Source organism: Hydrogenophaga palleronii NBRC 102513 (assembly GCF_001571225.1).
In the GTDB taxonomy this organism is placed as follows: domain Bacteria; phylum Pseudomonadota; class Gammaproteobacteria; order Burkholderiales; family Burkholderiaceae_C; genus Hydrogenophaga; species Hydrogenophaga palleronii.
Genome location: NZ_BCTJ01000010.1, coordinates 31,948 through 52,516 on the forward strand (window position 1 = coordinate 31,948; position 20,569 = coordinate 52,516).

21 protein-coding genes are annotated in these 20,569 nt (G+C 61.8%); 20 read left to right on the forward strand and 1 reads right to left on the reverse strand.

Going from position 1 to position 20,569, the window contains the following annotated elements:
• The first annotated feature begins 79 nt into the window (after positions 1-79).
• Genes HPA01S_RS09275 through rffA form a run of 3 tightly spaced genes read left to right on the forward strand, consistent with a single transcriptional unit; the run spans position 80 to position 2,465 of the window.
• Entirely contained in the window at positions 80-433 is a 354-nt protein-coding gene (locus tag HPA01S_RS09275; RefSeq protein WP_245638612.1) for a GtrA family protein, read from the forward strand.
• On the forward strand, positions 430-1,323 hold the full coding sequence (locus HPA01S_RS09280) for a class I SAM-dependent methyltransferase (RefSeq protein ID WP_084360580.1): 894 nt from the start codon (positions 430-432) through the stop codon (positions 1,321-1,323). The genes HPA01S_RS09275 and HPA01S_RS09280 overlap by 4 nt, the downstream gene beginning before the upstream one ends.
• The gene (gene rffA, locus HPA01S_RS09285; RefSeq protein WP_066269181.1) at positions 1,320-2,465 is read left to right on the forward strand and encodes a dTDP-4-amino-4,6-dideoxygalactose transaminase; all 1,146 of its coding nucleotides are present in this window, start codon (positions 1,320-1,322) and stop codon (positions 2,463-2,465) included. The genes HPA01S_RS09280 and rffA overlap by 4 nt, the downstream gene beginning before the upstream one ends.
• A 43-nt stretch (positions 2,466-2,508) precedes the next feature.
• On the opposite strand, the gene HPA01S_RS09290 is transcribed toward rffA, so the two are convergent.
• Positions 2,509-3,582, reverse strand: coding sequence for a coiled-coil domain-containing protein (locus HPA01S_RS09290; RefSeq protein WP_157084950.1), 1,074 nt, complete (start codon positions 3,580-3,582; stop codon positions 2,509-2,511).
• A 28-nt stretch (positions 3,583-3,610) separates the two neighbouring features.
• Here HPA01S_RS09290 and radA point away from each other — a divergent pair, with 28 nt between their 5' ends.
• From radA to HPA01S_RS09375, 17 genes are all read left to right on the forward strand, one after another.
• On the forward strand, positions 3,611-4,987 hold the full coding sequence (radA, locus tag HPA01S_RS09295; RefSeq protein WP_066269376.1) for a DNA repair protein RadA: 1,377 nt from the start codon (positions 3,611-3,613) through the stop codon (positions 4,985-4,987).
• A gap of 62 nt (positions 4,988-5,049) precedes the next feature.
• Positions 5,050-5,499, forward strand: a complete 450-nt coding sequence (locus HPA01S_RS09300) for a glycerate kinase (protein WP_066269184.1) — start codon at positions 5,050-5,052, stop codon at positions 5,497-5,499.
• A 52-nt stretch (positions 5,500-5,551) separates the two neighbouring features.
• Positions 5,552-6,502, forward strand: coding sequence for a branched-chain amino acid transaminase (locus tag HPA01S_RS09305; RefSeq protein ID WP_066269185.1), 951 nt, complete (start codon positions 5,552-5,554; stop codon positions 6,500-6,502).
• Between the two features lie 10 nt (positions 6,503-6,512).
• Positions 6,513-6,719: a zinc-finger domain-containing protein gene (locus HPA01S_RS09310; RefSeq protein WP_066269187.1), complete on the forward strand. Its 207-nt coding sequence runs from the start codon at positions 6,513-6,515 to the stop codon at positions 6,717-6,719.
• A gap of 99 nt (positions 6,720-6,818) precedes the next feature.
• Positions 6,819-7,880 (forward strand): dTDP-glucose 4,6-dehydratase, encoded by a 1,062-nt coding sequence (rfbB, locus tag HPA01S_RS09315; protein WP_066269189.1) that lies wholly within the window; start codon positions 6,819-6,821, stop codon positions 7,878-7,880.
• Positions 7,881-7,947: 67 nt separating this feature from the next.
• A complete protein-coding gene (locus HPA01S_RS09320; protein WP_066269190.1) occupies positions 7,948-8,820 on the forward strand; it encodes a Wzz/FepE/Etk N-terminal domain-containing protein in 873 nt (290 codons plus the stop codon).
• Positions 8,821-8,830: 10 nt separating this feature from the next.
• Positions 8,831-9,736 (forward strand): dTDP-4-dehydrorhamnose reductase, encoded by a 906-nt coding sequence (rfbD, locus tag HPA01S_RS09325; protein ID WP_066269191.1) that lies wholly within the window; start codon positions 8,831-8,833, stop codon positions 9,734-9,736.
• A 14-nt stretch (positions 9,737-9,750) separates the two neighbouring features.
• Positions 9,751-10,635 carry a glucose-1-phosphate thymidylyltransferase RfbA gene (rfbA, locus tag HPA01S_RS09330; RefSeq protein ID WP_066269196.1) on the forward strand — a complete coding sequence of 295 codons (885 nt, stop codon included), beginning with the start codon at positions 9,751-9,753 and terminating at the stop codon, positions 10,633-10,635.
• Positions 10,635-11,174 carry a dTDP-4-dehydrorhamnose 3,5-epimerase gene (rfbC, locus tag HPA01S_RS09335; protein WP_066269197.1) on the forward strand — a complete coding sequence of 180 codons (540 nt, stop codon included), beginning with the start codon at positions 10,635-10,637 and terminating at the stop codon, positions 11,172-11,174. Before rfbA ends, rfbC begins: the two co-directional genes overlap by 1 nt.
• A 21-nt stretch (positions 11,175-11,195) precedes the next feature.
• Positions 11,196-12,494 (forward strand): nucleotide sugar dehydrogenase, encoded by a 1,299-nt coding sequence (locus HPA01S_RS09340; protein WP_066269199.1) that lies wholly within the window; start codon positions 11,196-11,198, stop codon positions 12,492-12,494.
• 13 nt (positions 12,495-12,507) lie between these two features.
• Complete coding sequence (locus HPA01S_RS09345) at positions 12,508-13,446, forward strand: Gfo/Idh/MocA family protein (RefSeq protein ID WP_066269201.1); 939 nt, start codon at positions 12,508-12,510, stop codon at positions 13,444-13,446.
• A 29-nt stretch (positions 13,447-13,475) separates the two neighbouring features.
• A complete protein-coding gene (locus tag HPA01S_RS09350) occupies positions 13,476-15,332 on the forward strand; it encodes an acyltransferase family protein (protein ID WP_066269203.1) in 1,857 nt (618 codons plus the stop codon).
• Positions 15,329-15,907, forward strand: coding sequence for a UDP-2-acetamido-3-amino-2,3-dideoxy-D-glucuronate N-acetyltransferase (wbpD, locus tag HPA01S_RS09355; RefSeq protein WP_066269206.1), 579 nt, complete (start codon positions 15,329-15,331; stop codon positions 15,905-15,907). The genes HPA01S_RS09350 and wbpD overlap by 4 nt, the downstream gene beginning before the upstream one ends.
• A gap of 15 nt (positions 15,908-15,922) precedes the next feature.
• On the forward strand, positions 15,923-17,014 hold the full coding sequence (locus tag HPA01S_RS09360) for a DegT/DnrJ/EryC1/StrS family aminotransferase (protein WP_066269208.1): 1,092 nt from the start codon (positions 15,923-15,925) through the stop codon (positions 17,012-17,014).
• A 34-nt stretch (positions 17,015-17,048) separates the two neighbouring features.
• A complete protein-coding gene (locus tag HPA01S_RS09365) occupies positions 17,049-18,380 on the forward strand; it encodes a lipopolysaccharide biosynthesis protein (RefSeq protein WP_066269210.1) in 1,332 nt (443 codons plus the stop codon).
• Between the two features lie 162 nt (positions 18,381-18,542).
• Positions 18,543-19,658 (forward strand): hypothetical protein, encoded by a 1,116-nt coding sequence (locus HPA01S_RS09370; RefSeq protein WP_157084951.1) that lies wholly within the window; start codon positions 18,543-18,545, stop codon positions 19,656-19,658.
• Positions 19,655-20,566 carry a glycosyltransferase family 2 protein gene (locus tag HPA01S_RS09375; protein WP_066269214.1) on the forward strand — a complete coding sequence of 304 codons (912 nt, stop codon included), beginning with the start codon at positions 19,655-19,657 and terminating at the stop codon, positions 20,564-20,566. The genes HPA01S_RS09370 and HPA01S_RS09375 overlap by 4 nt, the downstream gene beginning before the upstream one ends.
• Positions 20,567-20,569: the final 3 nt, after the last annotated feature.

The following is a 20,569-nucleotide window of genomic DNA, read 5'->3' on the forward strand; positions in this document are numbered from 1 at the left end:
CACGGGTTTGCCCCATGCGGTCGCCACGCCATGGCGGCGGTCGGACCAAACGTGGGTTCAACTCATCCGGTATGGCTTGGTGGGCATCGTCAGCAATGGTGCAGGGTATCTCGCCTACCTACTGATTACGCATCTAGGTGGCACACCCAAGACGACGATGAGCGCTCTGTACGTCATTGGCGCCACCATCGGATTCTTCGGCAATCGCAATGTGACCTTCTCGCATTCGGGAAGTTATCTGCGGTCCGCATCACGCTATGTTTTGATCCATACCATCGGCTACTTCATCAACCTCACCATACTGCTCGTCTGCGTGGACAAATTGGGTTATCCACACCAGCTTGTGCAAGCGGTCTCCATATTTGCCGTGGCGGCGTTCCTTTTCACCGCATTCAAATTGTTCGTTTTTTCGTCGACGTCCGGAAAAAGATGAAACGTTGCCTCACCTGTGGTGCTACCTACCCATCTTCGGAACGAGCCTGCAACGCCTGCGGCGCGCACCCGGCGACGATCGACGGACTTGAAGCGCATGCCCCGGACCTCTCGCAAGATGGTGGTGGCTTCAAAGCCAACTACTTTCCCGAACTGGCCGTACTTGAACAAGCCAATTTCTGGTTTCGAGCTCGCAACGAGTTGATCGCATGGGCTGCAAAAAAGTACGCGCCGGACCTCCAGAGTTTTCTCGAGATCGGGTGCGGCACCGGATACGTCCTCTCTCGGATCGCCAAGGATTTCCCCTCAGCACAAATTTACGGCAGCGAAATTTTTTCGGCCGGCCTTCCCTTCGCCATGAAGAGGCTGCCGTCGGCTCGCTTCATGCAAATGGATGCGCGGCAAATTCCTTTCAACGATGAATTTGATGCCATCGGCGCCTTTGACGTGCTGGAGCACATCCATGAAGATCTTGACGTGCTTGCGCAAACACGCCTGGCCTTGAAGGCCGACGGTGTCTTGCTACTGACAGTGCCTCAACACCGCTGGTTGTGGAGCGCGGCCGATGTACATGCGTGCCATGTGCGCAGATACACCGCCGAGGAGCTTCATCGCAAGTTGAAAGCGACCGGATTCGACATCAAACTCAGCACGTCTTTCGTCTCCTTCCTGCTGCCAGCCATGTGGGCCTCTCGCACCCGCCAGGCAAAGGCCCCTGAAGAGTTGAGCGCTGGGGCTGAACTCGAAATACCCGACGTGCTGAATCAGATCTTTTATCAAATCATGCGTTTGGAGTCTGGTTTCATCCGGATGGGAGTCAAGTTTCCAGCAGGTGGGTCGCGCTTGATCGTGGCTCAAAAATCCAAACAAAGAGCAATGCAAAACCGATGAAAAATGCCGCCACGCTGATTCCATTCAATCGTCCCTACATGACAGGCAAAGAACGAGGCTACATCGCTGAAGCTCACAGAAACGGTGTGCTCGCTGGCGACGGCCCATTTACCAAACGCTGCCATCACTGGATCGAAGCACAAACGGGGTGCAGCAAGGCACTGCTGACTCACTCGTGTACTGCCGCATTGGAAATGGCGGCCCTGCTGCTTGACATCCAACCGGGTGACGAGGTGATCATGCCTTCGTTTACCTTCGTCTCCACAGCCAATGCGTTTGTGCTTCGCGGAGGCGCCCCGGTGTTCGTGGATATTCACGAAGACACTTTGAATCTGGATGAACGGTTGGTCGAGGCGGCAATCACACCGCGAACCCGCGCGATCGTCGCGGTTCACTATGCAGGCGTCGCTTGCGACATGGACGCACTGATGGACATCGCGAGCCGTCATGGCATTCAAGTCGTTGAAGACGCGGCCCAAGGCGTGATGTCTAGCTACAAGGGTCGTGCGCTCGGCAGTATCGGCGACTTGGGCGCATTCAGCTTTCATGAAACCAAGAACGTGATCTCCGGCGAGGGGGGCGCTCTACTGGTCAAAGATCCTGCCCAAGCACTGCGCGCGGAAATCATCCGAGAAAAGGGCACTGATCGTTCCCGATTTTTTCGCGGGGAGGTAGACAAGTACACGTGGCAGGAAGTTGGTTCCTCGTTCCTGCCTGGCGAATTGATAGCCGCATTCTTGTGGGCACAACTGGAAGACGCTCAGCGCATCACGGATATGCGGCTGGCGAGTTGGGACAAGTACCACTCAATGCTGGCTCCGTTGGAAATGCAAGGAAAACTCCGCCGGCCCGTGATTCCCGAAACCTGCCAGCACAACGCGCACATGTACTATGTGCTGCTGCCCTCTGAAGTCGATCGTCCATCGGTGTTGGACGGGTTGAAACGCGACGGCATCTACTCGGTGTTTCACTACGTCCCCTTGCACTCTGCGCCGGCCGGACTGCGCCACGGTCGCGTACACGGGTCGATGAAGTTCACCAACGAGCAATCCCGCCGTCTGATCAGACTACCGCTGTGGGTTGGTATCACGCCCCAGGAGCAAAGCAGGGTCGTGGAATCGCTTGTTCGTGCCATCGCCTGATCCTGCCAATGCAGCCCGAACCTAAATTGGCCTCGCTTCAGCGTTAATCGCGCCGCGCATTGAGCCAGCGCTTGAGGCGCACCGGGTCGTCGAGCTGCTCCAGGTCGCGGTCCAGCTGGGCCAGTGCGGCCTCCAGTGCGCTGGTTTGATCGATCCGGCTTTGCAACAGCGTGTTGGCGTTGGGTGACACGCCTTCGGGCAGATCGAACTCGTCGGCCAGCGCGCTCTGGCGTCCGGCGCGCTCGCGTTCCAGTTCGGCCACCTGGGCCTTCAGCAGCAGGGTGAGCGAGGCCAGGCGCTGATCAGACAGCTGGTGCACTGCGGTCGGGTCGGCCAGCGCGGCGCGGTCCTGGATCTGCAGCAAGGCCACCAGATCCCGCTTTTCGTATGCGGCATTGGCTTCGCTCATCAGGGCGGTCTTGAGCAGGCGCGCCTGCGGGTCGGCCTCGCGGTCCGGGTGCAGGGCGCTGGCAAGCTGGCGGAACAGGCGGCGCAGCAGGGTGTCGGCGTCGTGCTGCTCGGCGCCGTGTGCCGCGGCACCGGGTTTCTTGCGCGCACGTTTGGCTTGCGCGGCCTCGCGCCGCAGTTGTTGCGCTTCTTCCTGCTCGCGCCGCAAGCGCGCCATGCCGGCGCGCAGCAGCTCTTCGACCGTCAGCGGATGGTCTCCATCGTCCAGCGGCTCGCCGAGCACGGCCTCCAGCCGCTGGCGCAGGGCGTCTGCCGCATCCTGCTTGAGCCGGGCCAGCGTGCGTGGGCTGTGGCGGTCGTGCAGGTCGCGCATGGCGGTGTCACCGGCCTCGGCCAGGCTACGCGCCAGCTGGCACAGCAGCGCGCGCGCGGTGTCGGCCTGCACGCGGCTCAGCAGCTTGCCCTGAAGATGCTCGTCGAGCGCCAGTGCGAGTGTGCGCTGCCCGCGCGCCAGTTGGCGGCGCAGCGGGTCGACGGCGGTGTGCACGGCCAGGCGGTGTTGTTGCGCCAGTGCCTCCATCTCGGCCAGCTGGCTGCGCAGCTTGTCGATGCGCGTGAGTTGCAGGTTGTAGGCGCGGGCGGCGGCCGACAACGGTTGCGCGCTGGGCGGCAACACGCGCAGGGCGGCGGCGGGATCGGATGAGGACATGAGGCTGTCGACTATATTGCCCGGCAGCATGGCCAAAGACAAAACCCAATACATCTGCAACGAATGCGGCGGCAGCAGCCCGAAATGGCTGGGCAAATGCCCGCATTGCAACGCCTGGAACACGCTGGTCGAATCCGCGGCGGAATCGACCGCGCCTTCAAAGAACCGGTTCGCCGCCCTTGCGAAGACGGCAGAGGTGACCACCCTGGCCGACATCGAGGCCACCGACGTGCAGCGCACGCCCACCGGCCACGACGAGCTTGACCGCGTGCTGGGCGGCGGCATCGTGGAAGGCGGGGTGGTGCTGATCGGCGGCGACCCGGGCATCGGCAAGTCCACCCTGCTGCTGCAGGCGCTGGACTCGCTGCAGCGCAGCGGGCTGAAGACCTTGTATGTGACCGGCGAAGAGAGCGGCGCCCAGGTGGCCCTGCGCTCGCGCCGGCTCGGGCTGGACGGCTCGCAGGTGAGCGTGCTGGCCGAGATCCAGCTGGAGAAGATCCTGGCCACGCTGGACGCCACGCGGCCGGCCATCGCGGTGATCGATTCGATCCAGACCGTGTACTCCGACCAGCTCACCTCGGCGCCGGGTTCGGTGGCACAGGTGCGCGAGTGCGCGGCCCACCTGACGCGCGCGGCCAAGGCCAGCGGCACGGCCATCGTGCTGGTCGGCCACGTGACCAAGGAAGGCGCGCTGGCCGGCCCGCGCGTGCTGGAGCACATGGTGGACACGGTGCTGTATTTCGAGGGCGATACGCACAGCAGCTTCCGGCTGATCCGGGCGATCAAGAACCGCTTTGGTGCGGTGAACGAGATCGGTGTGTTCGCGATGACGGAAAAAGGCCTCAAGGGCGTGAGCAACCCGAGCGCGATCTTCCTCTCGCAGCACAGCGAGCCGGTGCCCGGCAGCTGCGTCATGGTGACGCTGGAGGGCACGCGGCCGATGCTGGTCGAGATCCAGGCCCTGGTGGACAGCGGCGGCCCCTCGCCGCGCCGCCTGAGCGTGGGCCTGGACCGCGACCGCCTGGCGATGTTGCTGGCGGTGCTGCACCGCCACGCCGGCGTGGCCTGCATGGACCAGGATGTGTTCGTCAACGCGGTCGGCGGCGTGCGCATCAGCGAACCGGCGGCCGACCTGGCGGTGATGCTGTCCATCACCAGCAGCCTGCGGGGCAAGGCTTTGCCCAAAGGGTTTCTTGCGTTCGGCGAAGTCGGCCTGGCCGGCGAGGTGCGGCCGGCGCCGCGCGGCCAGGACCGGCTGAAGGAAGCCGCCAAGTTGGGCTTCAGCGTGGCCGTGGTACCCAAGGCCAACCTGCCGCGCAAGAACGACAAGGCCTTTGACGGCCTCACGGTGCACGGCGTGGACCGCATCGAGGAGGCGATGGAGCTCGCCCGCAGCCTGGCCTGACGCCGGGCCATCCGTAACAGCCACAGACCCGCAACCCGAACCTGCGCCGACAATCCCCCCCCATGCCTTTTCAGAAACTGCTCTATTTCGCGGCCGGCCTCGGCCTGCTCTATCTTTCCCACCGCACCTACGGCTGGCCCGGCGTGGCGGCCGTCGCCGGCGGCCTGACGATGTGGCTGCTGCTGCACTTCAACCGCTTCATGGCGGTGCTCCGGCGCGCCTCGGAACGCCCCATCGGCCACGTGGGCAGCGCCGTGATGCTCAACGTCAAGCTCAAGCCCGGCGCCACCCTCATGCACGTCATGGCCATCACGCGCTCGTTGGGCGAACGGCTGTCCGACGAGGGCGCCCAGCCCGAGATCTACCGCTGGCGGGACAACGGCGACTCGACGGTGACGGCCGAGTTCCAGAACGGCAAGCTGGCGCGCTGGAAGCTGGAGCGTCCCGATCCCGAGGCAGCGCCCGCCAGCGGTGGCGCGGCAGACCCGGGCACGGGTGGGCCAACATCGTAAAATCGCCGGTTTTGCAGCCCGCTGCCCTCACGATCAACTCCAAAGGACCCCCATGAGCTCCATCGTTCCCTCGATGTCCGACCGCGACGGCAAGATCTGGATGGATGGCCAGATGGTGGACTGGCGCGACGCCAAGATCCACGTGCTGACCCACACCCTGCACTACGGCTGCGGCGCCTTTGAGGGGGTTCGCGCCTACAACACGGTCAACGGCACGGCGATCTTCCGGCTCGAGGAGCACACCGAGCGCCTGTTCAACAGCGCCAAGATCCTGCGCATGAAGCTGCCCTTCACCCAGGACGAGGTGAACGAGGTGCAGAAGGCCGTGGTGCGCGAGAACAAGCTGGAGAGCTGCTACATCCGCCCGCTGACCTGGATCGGCGACAAGAAGCTGGGCGTCTCGCCCAAGGGCAACACCATCCACCTGATGGTTGCGGCCTGGGCCTGGGGCGCCTACCTGGGTGACGAAGGCCTGAAACGCGGCATCCGCGTCAAGACCAGCAGCTACACCCGCCACCACGTCAACATCACCATGACGCAGGCCAAGGCGGTGAGCAACTACAGCAACTCCATCCTGGCCAACATGGAAGCCACCGACGAGGGCTACGACGAGGCCCTGCTGCTCGATTCCAGCGGCTTCGTGAGCGAAGGCGCGGGCGAGAACATCTTCGTGGTGAAGAACGGCGTGATCTACACGCCCGACCTGTCGGCCGGTGCGCTCAACGGCATCACCCGCAACACCGTGTTCCACATCGCCAAAGACCTCGGCCTGGAGATCGTGCAGAAGCGCATCACCCGCGACGAGGTCTACATCGCCGACGAAGCCTTCTTCACCGGTACGGCGGCCGAAGTCACCCCGATCCGCGAGCTAGACCGCATCGAACTCGGCAAGGGCGACTACGTCGGCACCCGTGGCCCGATCACCGAAAAGATCCAGAGCGCCTTCTTCGACATCGTGAACGGCCGCAACCCCAAGTACGCCCACTGGCTGGCCAAGGTCTGAGGAGCGCACCATGAGCCAAGCAGCCGTTGAACTCAAGGCTTCAGATCTCAACGCCCACGGCGGCGTGTTCTGCCCCAGCCCGCTGGCACACATGAAGCTGTGGAACAGCCACCCCAAGGTGTACCTGGACGTGGCCGCCACGGGCGAGGCGAAATGCCCGTACTGCGGCACCGTCTACCGGCTCAAGGCCGGCGAGACCGTTTCACACGGTCACTGATCCGACAACGGGATCTGCCGGAAGGGCCGGCAGCCCCACCATAATGCGATGGACGTGTACCGAATCCGGTACAAAACGGCCACACACATAGGGATTCACATGATTCTGGTCACAGGTGGCGCGGGCTTTATCGGCGCCAATTTTGTGCTCGACTGGCTCGCGCGGCACGACGAACCTGTCGTCAACCTCGACAAGCTGACCTACGCAGGCAACCTGGAAACCCTGGCCAGTCTGCAGGGCGATGCGCGCCATGTGTTCGTGCAGGGTGACATCGGCGACAGCGCCCTGGTGGCCCGCCTGCTGGCCGAACACCGGCCCCGCGCCGTGGTCCACTTCGCGGCCGAAAGCCATGTGGACCGCTCCATCCATGGCGCCGAAGATTTCATCCAGACCAACATCCTCGGCACCTTCCGCCTGCTGGAAGCGGTGCGCGCCCACTGGTCCAGCCTGGACGGCGCCGACAAAAGCGCCTTCCGCTTCCTGCACGTGAGCACCGATGAGGTGTACGGCAGCCTGGCGCCCGACGCGCCCGCGTTCACCGAAACGCACACCTACGAACCCAACAGCCCGTACTCGGCCAGCAAGGCCGCCAGCGACCACCTGGTGCGCGCCTGGCACCACACCCACGGCCTGCCGGTGCTCACCACCAACTGCAGCAACAACTACGGGCCGTTCCACTTCCCCGAAAAACTCATTCCGCTGATGATCGTCAACGCACTGGCCGGCAAACCGCTGCCCGTGTACGGCGACGGCATGCAGGTGCGCGACTGGCTGTACGTGAAGGACCACTGCAGCGCCATCCGCCGCGTGCTCGAGGCCGGCCGCCTGGGCGAAACCTACAACGTGGGCGGCTGGAACGAGAAGCCCAACATCGAGATCGTGCACATCGTCTGCGCCCTGCTGGACGAACTGCGGCCGCGCGCCGACGGCGCCTCCTACAGCACCCAGATCACCCACGTCACCGACCGCCCGGGCCACGACCGGCGCTACGCCATCGACGCGCGCAAGCTCGAAGCGGAGCTGGGCTGGAAACCCGCCGAGACCTTCGAGACCGGCATCCGCAAGACGGTGCAGTGGTACCTGGAGCACCCCGGGTGGGTGGCCAATGTGCAGAGCGGGGCTTATCGGCAGTGGGTGCAGGCGCAATATGGGGCGGCTTGATTGACCAAGCACTCTCTGCAAATGAATTTTCGACACGATCGTCAATAACCACATCGCAACGCAACCCATGGAAATTCACAAGGACGCAAGGCCAGAACTCGACGCCGAGCTGGACAACAACATCGACCTGTTCGACGTTTTTCTGACCATCGCGGAGAATCTTCGCCTCCTGGTTTTGGGATCCTTGTTGGCCGGTGTGTGTGCGTACGGCCTTGCATTTTTACTGCCACCCAAGTTCGAGAGCTCGGCGGTCCTCCGCGCAGATGTGTCGTTTGCCACCGCGATGACGTCCCCATCGGCTCTTCACTCGAGCCTTAAAAAGTTGGGCTATCTCGAAGGCTTGAACGACGTGGCCGCAGAAGATGCCCGCGAGACACTTGCCGAGAACGTGCGGGCCAGTGTTGGTCGCAACGACAAGCTGATAACGCTAACGGTGGCCGGCAAGTCGCCCTCCGCGGCCCAGGCGCTGAACCGAGAAATCCTCAACTACGTCTACGAAATGTCCAAGCCAAGCGCCTACGAGCTCAATCGACTGGACATAGAAAAGACTGCATTGACCCAACAAGTGGCGGAGCTCATCACAACGCTCCAGCGGGCTCAGCGACTTCTGGAGGAGGCTCCGCCGTCAGCCAACCTCGGAGCGCTCGCCGAATCGATCTCATCCATCACCAGCAACCTGATCAGCCTTCGCGAACGTCTGCGTTTGATCGACTCAACGCTGCGCGGACTGGCTGATGAAAGCCTGGTTCAACACCCCACGCTGGCACAAAAACCAGTAGCGCCCAAAAAAGGCATGCTGGCGGTTCTGGCCACTGTAGGTGCGGGGTTCGCTCTTCTGGTGTTTGTTTTCACGCGCAACTCGTGGAGAGCATCCAGCCTCGATGGACAGCGCCAGCAACGCGTGCTCGCGCTCAAGCGCCGATTCGCTTTTGCCCGCTAGCCCGTCCACCATGACCCCTTCGATTCTGCTTCTGGGCCGCAACGGGCAAGTCGGCTGGGAGTTGCAGCGCAGCCTGGCCCCTCTGGGCACCGTCGTGGCACTCGACCGACACAGCGCAGCAGCAGACGGCGGCTGCGGCGACCTGAGCCAGTTGGGCAAGTTGCGTGAGACGGTGCTGCGCCTGCAGCCCACCGTGATCGTGAACGCAGCCGCTCACACCGCGGTGGACAAGGCCGAAAGCGAGTCCGAACTGGCGCATGCGGTGAACGCATTGGCCCCGGGCGTGCTGGCCGAAGCCGCGCGCGAAGTGGGTGCCCTGCTCGTGCACTATTCCACCGACTATGTCTTCGACGGCAGTGGTGATGTGCCTTGGCGCGAAGACGCGCCCACAGGCCCGCTGAGTGTGTACGGCAGGAGCAAGCTGGTGGGAGAGCAGGCCATCGTCGCCGCAGGTGCGCGCCATCTCATCTTCCGCACCAGCTGGGTCTATGCAGCGCGGGGTGGCAACTTTGCCAGGACCATGCTGCGGCTGGCGAAAGAGCGTGAACACCTCACCGTCATCGACGATCAGTGGGGCGCCCCCACAGGAGCAGACCTGATCGCAGACGTGACGGCCCACGCCATCCGGCAGGCGCTGCGCAGTCCCGGCTGTGACGGGATCTACCACCTCAGTGCCGCAGGCAAAACCACCTGGAACGGCTATGCACGCTATGTCATTGAGACCGCACGCGCGCTGCAGCCAGCGCTGACGATCAAGGCTCAGGATGTGGCGCCCGTGCCCACCAGCGCATTCCCCACGCCAGCGCGTCGCCCCCTGAACTCACGTCTGGACACCACACGCCTGCGTGAGGCCTTTGGCCTCACGTTGCCGGATTGGCGTGAAGGCGTGCGGCGTATGCTCGCCGAAATCCTCTGATCGATCGGAATCGCATGACCCAACGCAAAGGCATCATCCTCGCAGGCGGCTCGGGCACACGCCTGCACCCGGCCACGCTCGCCGTCAGCAAGCAGTTGCTGCCGGTGTACGACAAGCCGATGATCTATTACCCGCTCACCACGCTGATGCTCGCAGGCATCCGCGAAGTGTTGATCATCAGCACCCCGCAGGACACGCCGCGCTTCTCCCAGCTGCTGGGAGACGGAAGTGCCTGGGGCATGAGCTTTCAGTACGCGGTGCAACCCAGCCCGGATGGCTTGGCACAGGCATTCCTCATTGGCGAAACGTTCCTCAACGGCGCACCCAGTGCGCTGGTGCTGGGCGACAACATCTACTACGGCCACGATTTCGCCGTGTTGCTGTCTGACGCCGATCGTCAGGCAGCAGGCGCCACCGTGTTCGCTTACCACGTGACCGATCCGGAGCGTTTCGGCGTGGTGAGTTTCGACCGGCATGGCAAGGCCATCAGCATCGAGGAAAAACCGGCCAAACCGCAGAGTAACTATGCGGTAACCGGCCTGTACTTCTATGACAACCAGGTGGTGGACATCGCCAAGGCCGTGAAGCCCAGCGCGCGCGGCGAGCTGGAAATCACCGCCGTCAACCAGGCGTATCTCGACAGAGGTCAGCTCAACGTCCAGATCATGAAACGCGGCTACGCATGGCTCGACACCGGCACCCATGACAGCCTGCTCGATGCCGGCCAGTTCATCGCCACGCTGGAGAACCGCCAGGGACTCAAGATCGCCTGCCCCGAAGAAATCGCGTGGCGGCAGGGCTGGATTGACGATACGGCCCTGGAGCGCCTGGCGCGTTCGCTCCACAAAACAGGCTACGGGCAATACCTGCTGCGCGTGCTCAACGACTCGGTGCTGTGATGAACGTAACACCCACCCGCATTCCAGACGTCCTCGTGATCGAACCCAAACTGTTTGGGGACACACGGGGGTTCTTCCTCGAAAGCTTCAACCAGGCGGCCTTTCAGGCCGCCACTGGCCTTGATGTGAACTTCGTGCAGGACAACCACAGCCGCAGCACCCGTGGTGTGCTCCGTGGTCTGCACTACCAATTGCAGCAGCCTCAGGGCAAGCTGGTGCGCGTGGTGCGCGGCACGGTGTTCGATGTCGCGGTGGACATTCGCCGTGGCTCGCCCACCTTCGGCCTGTGGGCCGGCGTCGAGCTCAGTGAGGACAACCACCGGCAGATGTGGGTTCCGCCGGGGCTGGCCCACGGTTTTGTGGTCTTGAGCGACAGCGCCGATTTTCTGTACAAAACCACCGATTACTACGCCCCACAACACGAGCGCGCGATCGCCTGGAACGACCCAGACATCGGCATCCAGTGGCCGCTCACAGAACCACCCATGCTCTCCAGCAAGGACCAGCAGGCCAAGCTGCTGCGGGACGCTGAGCTCTAAGTACCTGTCGCACCCACCCAAATGAACCTGGATCAAAAAATCATCGCAATCATCGGCCTGGGCTACGTCGGCTTGCCCTTGGCCGTGGAGTTCGGCAAACACCGGGCCGTGCTCGGGTTCGACATCGATGCCCGGCGCATCGACGAACTGCGACAAGGCCGCGACCACACGCGGGAATGCAGTGACCAGGACCTCCAGGCCGCGCAGCACCTGCGGTACAGCTGCGATGCCGCCGACTTGCGGGACGCCGGGGTGTACATCGTGACCGTGCCCACCCCCGTGGACCAGGCGAACCGGCCCGACATGACGCCGCTGGTGAGAGCCAGCGAGACCGTCGGCAAGGCACTCAAGCGCGGTGACGTCGTGATCTACGAGTCCACCGTCTACCCTGGAGCGACAGAAGAAGTCTGCGTGCCGGAGCTGGAGCGCTGCAGCGGGCTCAAATTCAACGAAGACTTTTTTTGCGGCTACAGCCCCGAGCGCATCAACCCCGGCGACAAGGTCAATACGCTCACCACCATCCGCAAAATCGTGAGCGGCAGCACGCCTGAAGTGGCCGATGCCGTCGACGCGCTGTACTCCGCCATCATCAAGGCAGGCACCTGGAAAGCCAGCAGCCTCAAAGTGGCCGAGGCGGCGAAGGTCATCGAGAACAGCCAGCGCGACCTCAACATCGCGTTCGTCAACGAGCTGTCGGTCATCTTCGAGCGCATCGGCATCGATACCCTCGAAGTGCTGGAGGCGGCCGGCAGCAAATGGAACTTCCTGCCGTTCCGTCCCGGCATGGTGGGCGGCCACTGCATCGGCGTGGACCCGTACTACCTCACGCACAAGGCCGAGGAACTGGGCTATCACCCACAGGTGATCCTGGCGGGTCGCCGGATCAACGACAACATGGCCCGCTATGCAGCGCGCAGCATCGTGCGGCGCATGTTGAAGAACGGGATTGACGTGGCGCGCAGCACGGTCGGTGTCATGGGCATCACGTTCAAGGAAAACTGCCCGGACATCCGCAACAGCAAGGTGGCCGACCTGGTGCGCGAACTCCAGGGCTGGAACGTGAACGTGGTGGTGACCGACCCGTGGGCCGACGCCGAGGAAGTGCAGCATGAATACGGCATCCAGCTGGGCAAACTCGACCCCGCCCGACCGGTGGACAGCCTGATCGTGGCCGTGGGCCACCAGGAATACCGCCAGCAAACGCCCGAGGCGCTGCGTGCGCTCTGCACGCGGCAGCACCAGCCGGTGATTGGCGACCTCAAGAGCCTGTACGACCGCCACGCCCTGGCCGCACAGGGCTTCGATGTTTTCCGTCTCTGAACCATTTAAGACCATGAAGAATTTCGCCCTCATCGGAGCCGCCGGCTACATCGCACCGCGCCACATGCGCGCCATCAAGGACCTGGGCCACAACCTGGCCGTGGCCTACGACATCAACGACTCGGTGGGCATCATCGACAGCATCTCACCGCACAGCGAGTTCTTCACGGAGTTCGAGCGCTTCCTCGAACACGCGCACCAGCTCAAGCGCCGCCCCGAAACAACCCTGGACTACGTCGCGGTCTGCTCACCCAACTACCTGCACCACGCCCATATTGCGGCCGGTTTGCGACTGGGTTGTGACGTGATCTGCGAAAAACCCCTGGTTCCCACGCCCGAGCTGCTAGATGAGCTGGCATTGGTCGAGCGGGAGACCGGGCGTCGCGTATTCAACATCCTGCAGCTGCGCCACCACGACGCCATCCAGCAACTCAAGGCCAAGGTGGAGGCCGCCCCGGCCGATACCAAATTCGACGTCGAACTCACGTACATCACGTCGCGTGGTCGCTGGTACGCCGAGAGCTGGAAGGGCGACCCCCGCAAGGCCTTCGGCGTTGCCACCAACATCGGCGTGCACTTCTTCGACATGCTGCACTTCATCTTCGGCAAGCTGCAACGCAACGTGGTGCATCACGTGGGAGAGGCCCGTGCCGCCGGCTACCTCGAATACGAACGCGCACGGGTGCGTTGGTTCCTGTCGATCGATGCCAACGATCTCCCCGAAGAGGTCAAGGGCAAGAAGACCACCTTCCGCAACATCGACATCAGCGGCGAAAAACTCGAATTCTCCGAAGGCTTCACCGAGTTGCACACCACGAGCTACCGCGAAATTCTGGCCGGACGGGGTTACGGCCTGTCGGATGCGCGGCACTGCATTGAAACGGTCAACGTGATCCGGACCGCAGTGCCTGTGCGCGGCGAGGCAGGCGAAGTGCACCCGTTCGTCAGCTGAGCCGACCTCGAAGGACCGCGCATCAGGACATGAACACCCGCACCCACATCAGACTGGACATTCAGGGTTTGCGGGCGTTGGCCGTGCTGGCCGTGATCGTCTTTCACATGCGCGCCGAGTGGTTGCCGGGTGGCTTTCTCGGCGTGGACGTGTTCTTCGTGGTGTCAGGCTTCGTGGTGTCGCGCGTCATCCTGCAGCGCGGCGACAGCTTCTCGTGGCTGGGCTTCTACGCCAACCGGGTACGCCGCATCGTGCCCGCCTACGCGGCCATGCTGCTGGTCGTTGCCCTGCTGGCCGCGGTGTTGCTCGTTCCCGAAGACTTCAAGCTATTCGAGGCGAGCCTGCGCCGCGCGCTGCTGTTCACCAGCAACCAGCACTTCGCCAAGGCGGGCGACTACTTCGCGCCCGCCGCCCACGAGTGGCCGCTGCTGCACACCTGGTCGCTCGCGGTGGAGATGCAGTTCTATCTTCTGCTGCCCCTAGTCCTGCGGTGGGCTCCGCAACGCTGGCGCTCCACGGTGCTCGGACTCCTGTGCATCGCGGGTTTCGCCATCGCGCAATGGCGGTTGACGCGCGGTAGCGGTGACCTGCAGTCGCTGTACTACGCCATGACGGCACGCGCACCCGAATTCCTGATGGGTGCCTGGCTCGCCACCGTACAAGCCTCGCGAAGCGCAACGCCGGCAGCCTGGCAACGACCGGCCGGCCTGCTGGGCATGGCGTTGATGCTCAGCGCCTTCGTGTTCCTGGATGGGGCGCGCTTCAGCCCACTCGCGGCAATCTGGCCCTGCGCGGGCGCGCTGCTGTTGATGGCCGCACAGGACCAATCCACGACCGGGCGCTGGCTTTCCCATCGCTGGCTGGTCGTGATCGGCGCGCTGTCGTACTCCCTGTACCTCTGGCACTGGCCCTTGTTGGCGCTGGCGCGCTATGTCTGGCAGGACTCGGCCCTGCCCTGGCCGCTGCTGGGCGCCATGGCGTTGTTGTTCTCGTTGCTGGCCTGGCTGTCGTGGCGATTCATCGAACGTCCATGGCAGAAGCCGCAGGCAGGTTTCAGACGGTCCGGCAGAGTTGCCGCGGTCGCCGCGATGATGGTCGCCTCGCTTGTCGCGACCCGTCCACTCAATGCTGGCGTCGCACCGACGCCAGAGAAGGCGGCATTGCGTTACGCCCCGCCGGACTCGATCTGCCACGGGCAGGTCACAGGCCTCTGCCAGCGGGGAGCCATCGACGGAGCCACTAACGTGCTGTTGTTTGGCGACAGCCATGCAGCCCAGCTCAACCTGTTCATGGATGCCTTCGGCCAGGCACACGGGGTGCGTGCGACGGTGCTGTCTGCCAGCAGTTGCGTGCCCCTCCCCGGCTTCGAGGACAAGCGGCTCGCCCATTGGGCGATCGGCCCCTGCCAGGACATGCAGAAAGCGGTTGAGGAGCGATTGGCCGAACAGCGCACGGTCATCTTGGCCGGCAAATGGTCCCAGCAGATGGCGAACCCCGCCTTTCTGCCCACGCTGACACGGTTTCTGCAGGACACGGTCCAGCACTCGCAGCGTGTGATTGTCCTGGCGCAGTTGCCGATGATGCACCGCAACCCCGTGCGCGCCCTGCGCATGGACTCGCTGGGCATCCACACGGCCAATTCGGTGACCCCTGAAGCCCGTGACGCGAACGCAGTGATCGAAGCCGTGGTGCGCGGCTTCCCCCACGCCACCTTCGCCGACTTCAGTTCGTCTGCCCTGTTTGCCGCCCCCCCGTTCTTCGACCATGAGTTGATCTACATGGACAAGCACCACCTCAACGAGATCGGCTCACTGCGTTATGCGCAGGCCGCTGCCCATCCACTGGCCCAACTGCTTTCACCATCCGGGAGGCCTGTTTCTCCATGACCACATCCATCCACCCGTCCGCCATCGTCGACGCGGGGGCGCAAATCGGCGAAGGCTCCCGCGTCTGGCATTTTGTGCATGTGTGCGCCGGCGCACGCATCGGCGCGGGCGTGTCCCTCGGACAAAACGTCTTCGTCGGCAACAAGGTGGTCATCGGTGACCGCTGCAAGATCCAGAACAACGTGAGCGTGTACGACAACGTCACGCTCGAAGAAGGCGTGTTCTGCGGCCCCAGCATGGTGTTCACCAACGTCTACAACCCGCGCGCGCTGATCGAGCGCAAGAGCGAGTACCGCGACACGCTCGTGCGCCGGGGCGCGACCCTGGGCGCCAACTGCACCATCGTCTGCGGTGTCACTGTGGGAGAGTTTGCACTCGTGGGTGCGGGCGCCGTGGTGAACAAGGACGTCCCGGCCTATGCACTGGTCGTGGGCGTGCCTGCTCGCCAGATCGGCTGGTGCAGCCAGTACGGCGAACAGCTCGATCTGCCATTGACCGGCAACGCGACGGCCATCTGTGCTCACACGGGTCAGCAATATCAGCTGACCGACGGCGTCTGCCACCCTCTTTCCTGACCCCGGAGCCGCTCCATGGAATTTATCGACCTCAAGGAACAATACCGCCGCCTCAAGACGGAGATCGACGCCGGCATCCAGCGCGTGCTCGACCACGGCCAGTTCATCCTCGGCCCGGAGGTCGGTGAACTGGAAGAGAAACTGGCCGCCTACACCGGCGCGCGCCATTGCATCACCGTGGCCAATGGCACCGATGCCTTGCAGATCGCGCAAATGGCCTTGGGCATTGGTCCAGGAGACGAGGTGATCACACCCGGCTTCACCTACATTGCCACGGCCGAAACCGTCGCGCTGCTCGGAGCCAAGCCGATCTATGTGGACGTGGATGCACGCACCTGCAACCTGGATCCTGCCTGCCTGGAGGCGGCCATCACACCGCGCACCAAGGCCATCATTCCCGTCAGCCTGTACGGTCAGTGCGCCGACTACGACGCCATCAACGCCATCGCCAGCCGACATGGCATCCCCGTCATCGAAGATGCGGCCCAGAGCTTTGGCGCGACCTACAAAGGCCGCAAGAGCTGCAACCTCACCACCATCGCCTGCGCCAGCTTCTTCCCGAGCAAGCCGCTGGGCGGCTACGGCGATGGCGGCGCCCTCTTCACCAACGACGATGCGCTCGCGCTGGTGATGCGGCAGATCGCCCGGCACGGGCAGGACCGGCGTTATCACCACATCCGCGTGGGTGTGAACAGCCGGCTGGACACGATCCAGGCGGCTGTGCTGCTGCCCAAGCTGGCGGTGCTGGACTCGGAACTGGCACAACGCCAGGTGGTGGCGGAGCGATATGCGAGCCTGCTCGCACCAACCACTGAGGTGCAGCTCCCCTGGGTCGCGCCCCACAACGTATCGGCATGGGCGCAATACACCGCGCGCGTGGCGCAGCGCGGAGCCGTCCAGGAACGCCTGAAGGCCCAGGGCATCCCCACCGCAGTCCACTATCCCATTCCCCTGAATCGCCAACCCGCCGTGGCGGACGAGAAGGCCAGACTGCCCGTAGGCGACCGGCTGGCGGAAGAGGTGATCAGCCTGCCGATGAGCCCCTATCTGTCGGCAGACGACCAGGTACGCGTCACGAATGTCATGAGGGAGCGCAATTCAGTGTGACGAAGACCAACCCCTACCTGCCCTACTCCGTCTCATGAGTTTCCTGCGCTCCGTTGCCGTGTTGGTCGGCGGCACCGCGATGGCACACGGAATCACGGCCATCGCCCTGCCGATTTTGTCGCGCCTGTATACCCCCAGTGAGTTCAGTTTGCTGGCGGTATTCGCCGGTCTGGTTGCGATTGTCTCAGTCGCGGCCTGCCTGCGTTTCGACGTGGCGATCGCCTTGCCTGAAACAGATCAGGAGGCCTTCACCTTGCTGGCGCTATCACTGGGCATTGCCATGCTGGTTTCAGCAGGTGTCGGCTTGCTGGTGTTGGTGGCACCGAGCAAAATCGTACAGGCTCTCAACCAGCCTAACCTGCAACCCCATCTGTGGCTTGTACCACTGGCCGTACTACTCGCAAGCAGCTATGCGGCATTGCAGATGTGGTTCGTGCGGCAGGGACAGTTCTCACTCATCGCTCGCAGCCGGGTGGCGCAATCTCTCGGCGGTACTGGAACACAGATTGGAGGTGGACTGATGTCCATGGGTGTTCCAAGCCTGCTTCTTGGACACACCATGAACTCCGGCGTGGCATGCCTTCTCCTTGGGTATTCGCTCCTGCGTGACGCTAACCATCGATTTGCGCTGAAGTCCATCCAATGGCATGCACTATGTGAGGCTTGGAGGAAGTACGATCGCTTTCCCAAGTTCTCCACGCTGGAAGCTTTGTGCAACAACGCGGCGATCCACCTGCCCATCATCCTGATCGCCGGGTTAGGCGCCTCCTCCGAAGGAGGTCATCTGATGATGGCGACCTACGTCATGCAGGCGCCGATGGCCCTGATCGGATCAGCAATCGGACAGGTCTACATCTCGCATGCAGCACGCGAACACAGGGATGGACGGCTGGGTGCGTTCACAGAAGATGTCTTTCTGAAGCTCATGAAAATCGGCGTCGGGCCTCTCCTGGCGGTCGGCATCCTGGCACCTTCGCTGTTCGGCTTGGTCTTTGGTGCGGAATGGCATCGAGCGGGTGTACTGGTCGCCTGGATGACCCCCTGGTTCATTTTGCAGTTCTTGGTCAGCCCAATCTCCATGGCGTTGCACGTCACCCAGCATCAACGCCTCGCTCTCGTGCTGCAAATTGGCGGACTGATTGTGCGTCTTGCGTCCATCTACATCGCTTACGCACTGGCCAACGGGTATCTCTCGGAGAGCTATGCCATCTCAGGAGCCCTCTTCTACTTAGTCTATTTGTGCTGCGTCTTCAAAACCACCTCAGCAACCGCAAGCAGGCCGCTATTGCGCTCCATTGGCTGGGTTATCTTTTACGTCGCAGCAGCAACCCTGCTGCTCGGGATCAGCACGACCCTTCAGCCATGAACAAGATGTGCACATCAGGTTGGACACCGGCTTCCATTTCGGCGGGAATGCGCTATGTCTCCATCTAAGCTGCTCATGCCCACTAACGCAGGCATGGTGTTCTGCGCCTTGCTACTGGTCACATACGCAGTCGTCCCCTTGGTGCTCTATTTGAGCGTCCCCATGGGAGAAGAATTCTTGAAGCTGTCGTTGTTGGCCCTGGTAACCGTCGCAGGCATCGTACTGGGCATGAAAACGCCACTTTTCCGCGGTCGCTTCTCTCCGAATGCACGACGCCTGAACATACGCCACGGCTGGTTTGCCATCACCATCTGGTCTGCGTTTGCCGTCCTCGTCACGGTAACGCTCTGGACCGCACCCAACATCCCGATTTTCAGCGCCCTGCGAGGTGCAGACACCGAGACCTTGAGCTTGGAACGTGGCGAATTTCTCAAAGGGAGAGAGGGTCCGTGGATAGCGTTGCTGTATCTCACGACGATTTTCACCACAACGCTAATTCCCTACGTCACCATTCTGATGTATCACGAGCGCTCACGTCTACGCCATCTATGTGCGCTCCTTTTCTTCCTATTTTGCATCAGTTTTTTGCAAAAGGCCTTGTTTCTCAATTTGATTCTACCTTTGCTGATTTATCTTGGAATCAAAGGTAGATTGAAAGGGCCTCGCGCAACGATAGGCTTGGCGGTTTGTGCTCTGGTAACGCTGGCGGGCACCTACCTGTCCCACGGCGATGCTGGCACGGGCAAACTCACTGCTGAAGGAGATATGCGCACCTATTTTTCGGCGCAATACTTGCCTGAGTCAGCACCTGACTATTTCCTCTGGCGTGCGGGGGCGGTTCCCATTTTCACTGCGACCGACACCCTACTTGTTCACTCGGAACAATTTAAAGACCTTCTCTTGCTTGGCGCAACCAGCACACTGATATCCGAACTGGCCGGCATTGAACGCATCAATCTAGAGCGCTACGTATTTGAGCACCAATTTGGCTCATGGAACGAGTCGGCCAATGCCAATGCGGTGTTCTTTGTCGATGCTTATGTGAATTTTGGCATACTCGGGATGTTCGCTCTTAGCTTCTTGGCTGGGCAGTTTTTTCTCTGGTTTTCCAGCTCACGTGATGTTGCCTTTCAGTCTCTTTGGGGAATATTTGCCTTTGCACTATTCTCAGCCTCTATGCTGGGATTGCTACTGAGCAACGGTTTTCTGTACCTGATGTTTCACGCACTGTTTGTACGAATCAAATCTTCATCCACATTTCATAGGCTTCGGGCATGAGCACCCCCTACTCACCTCTCATTGATATCTCCGTGGTCGTCGCGGCCAAAAATGAAGAAGTTTATTTAAAAACAGCCCTTGAGAGCATTCTTGCACAGCGGAGTATTAACTTTGAGCTTGTTTTTATCGACGACTGTTCAACAGATGCCACCTTGCAAATTGCACGAGAACTGGAGAAAGAGAACTTGAGACTGCGGGTTTTCCAAAATCCAAAATCCGGAAAATGTTCTGCTTTCAACTTCGGGGTGACACAGGCCAAAGGCCGTTTTATCTGCATATTTGCGGGAGATGATTTGATGCCACAGGGTAGTTTGGCCGCCAGATTTTCTGCAGTCAAAGAATATCCCGATGAAATTCCAGCTGTCGGATTGAGCAAATTAACGACCATGTCAGATATCAAGAAGTTTGATGGGCACATCATCCCACGTGCGCCCGGCCGTGGAGCTCTCAGTGGCGTCTCACCTCTCATGAATCAAACGGCCGCCCACAAAATCTTCCCCGTCCCTGAAATCCTCCCCAACGAGGATACCTGGATGGAGCTGGCCGTGCTTCACATGCCAAATTGGACAATCATTCATAGCAACATCATTTGCTGCCAATGGCGCGTTCATACAGGCAACAGCATCAACCTAATGTCCAGCTTTGTAGAATTCAATCGCAAAATCACTATTCGCATGCGCGCCAATAAATTATTTTTCGAAAGATATGGCCAAGATCTCGACAAAAATAGTCGCGCAAAACTGGAAGGGAAAATTATTTGTGAAGACCACCGCAGCAAGGGCAGCATAATCGGCATCTTGAAAAGCGATGTTGGTTTCGTCGAAAAATTGCGTGCTCTCGCCAGCGCGAATGCGTTTCTATACGGTATTCGACAACGCTTTTACGGCATTTTCAGTGGCTGGCAGTAATTT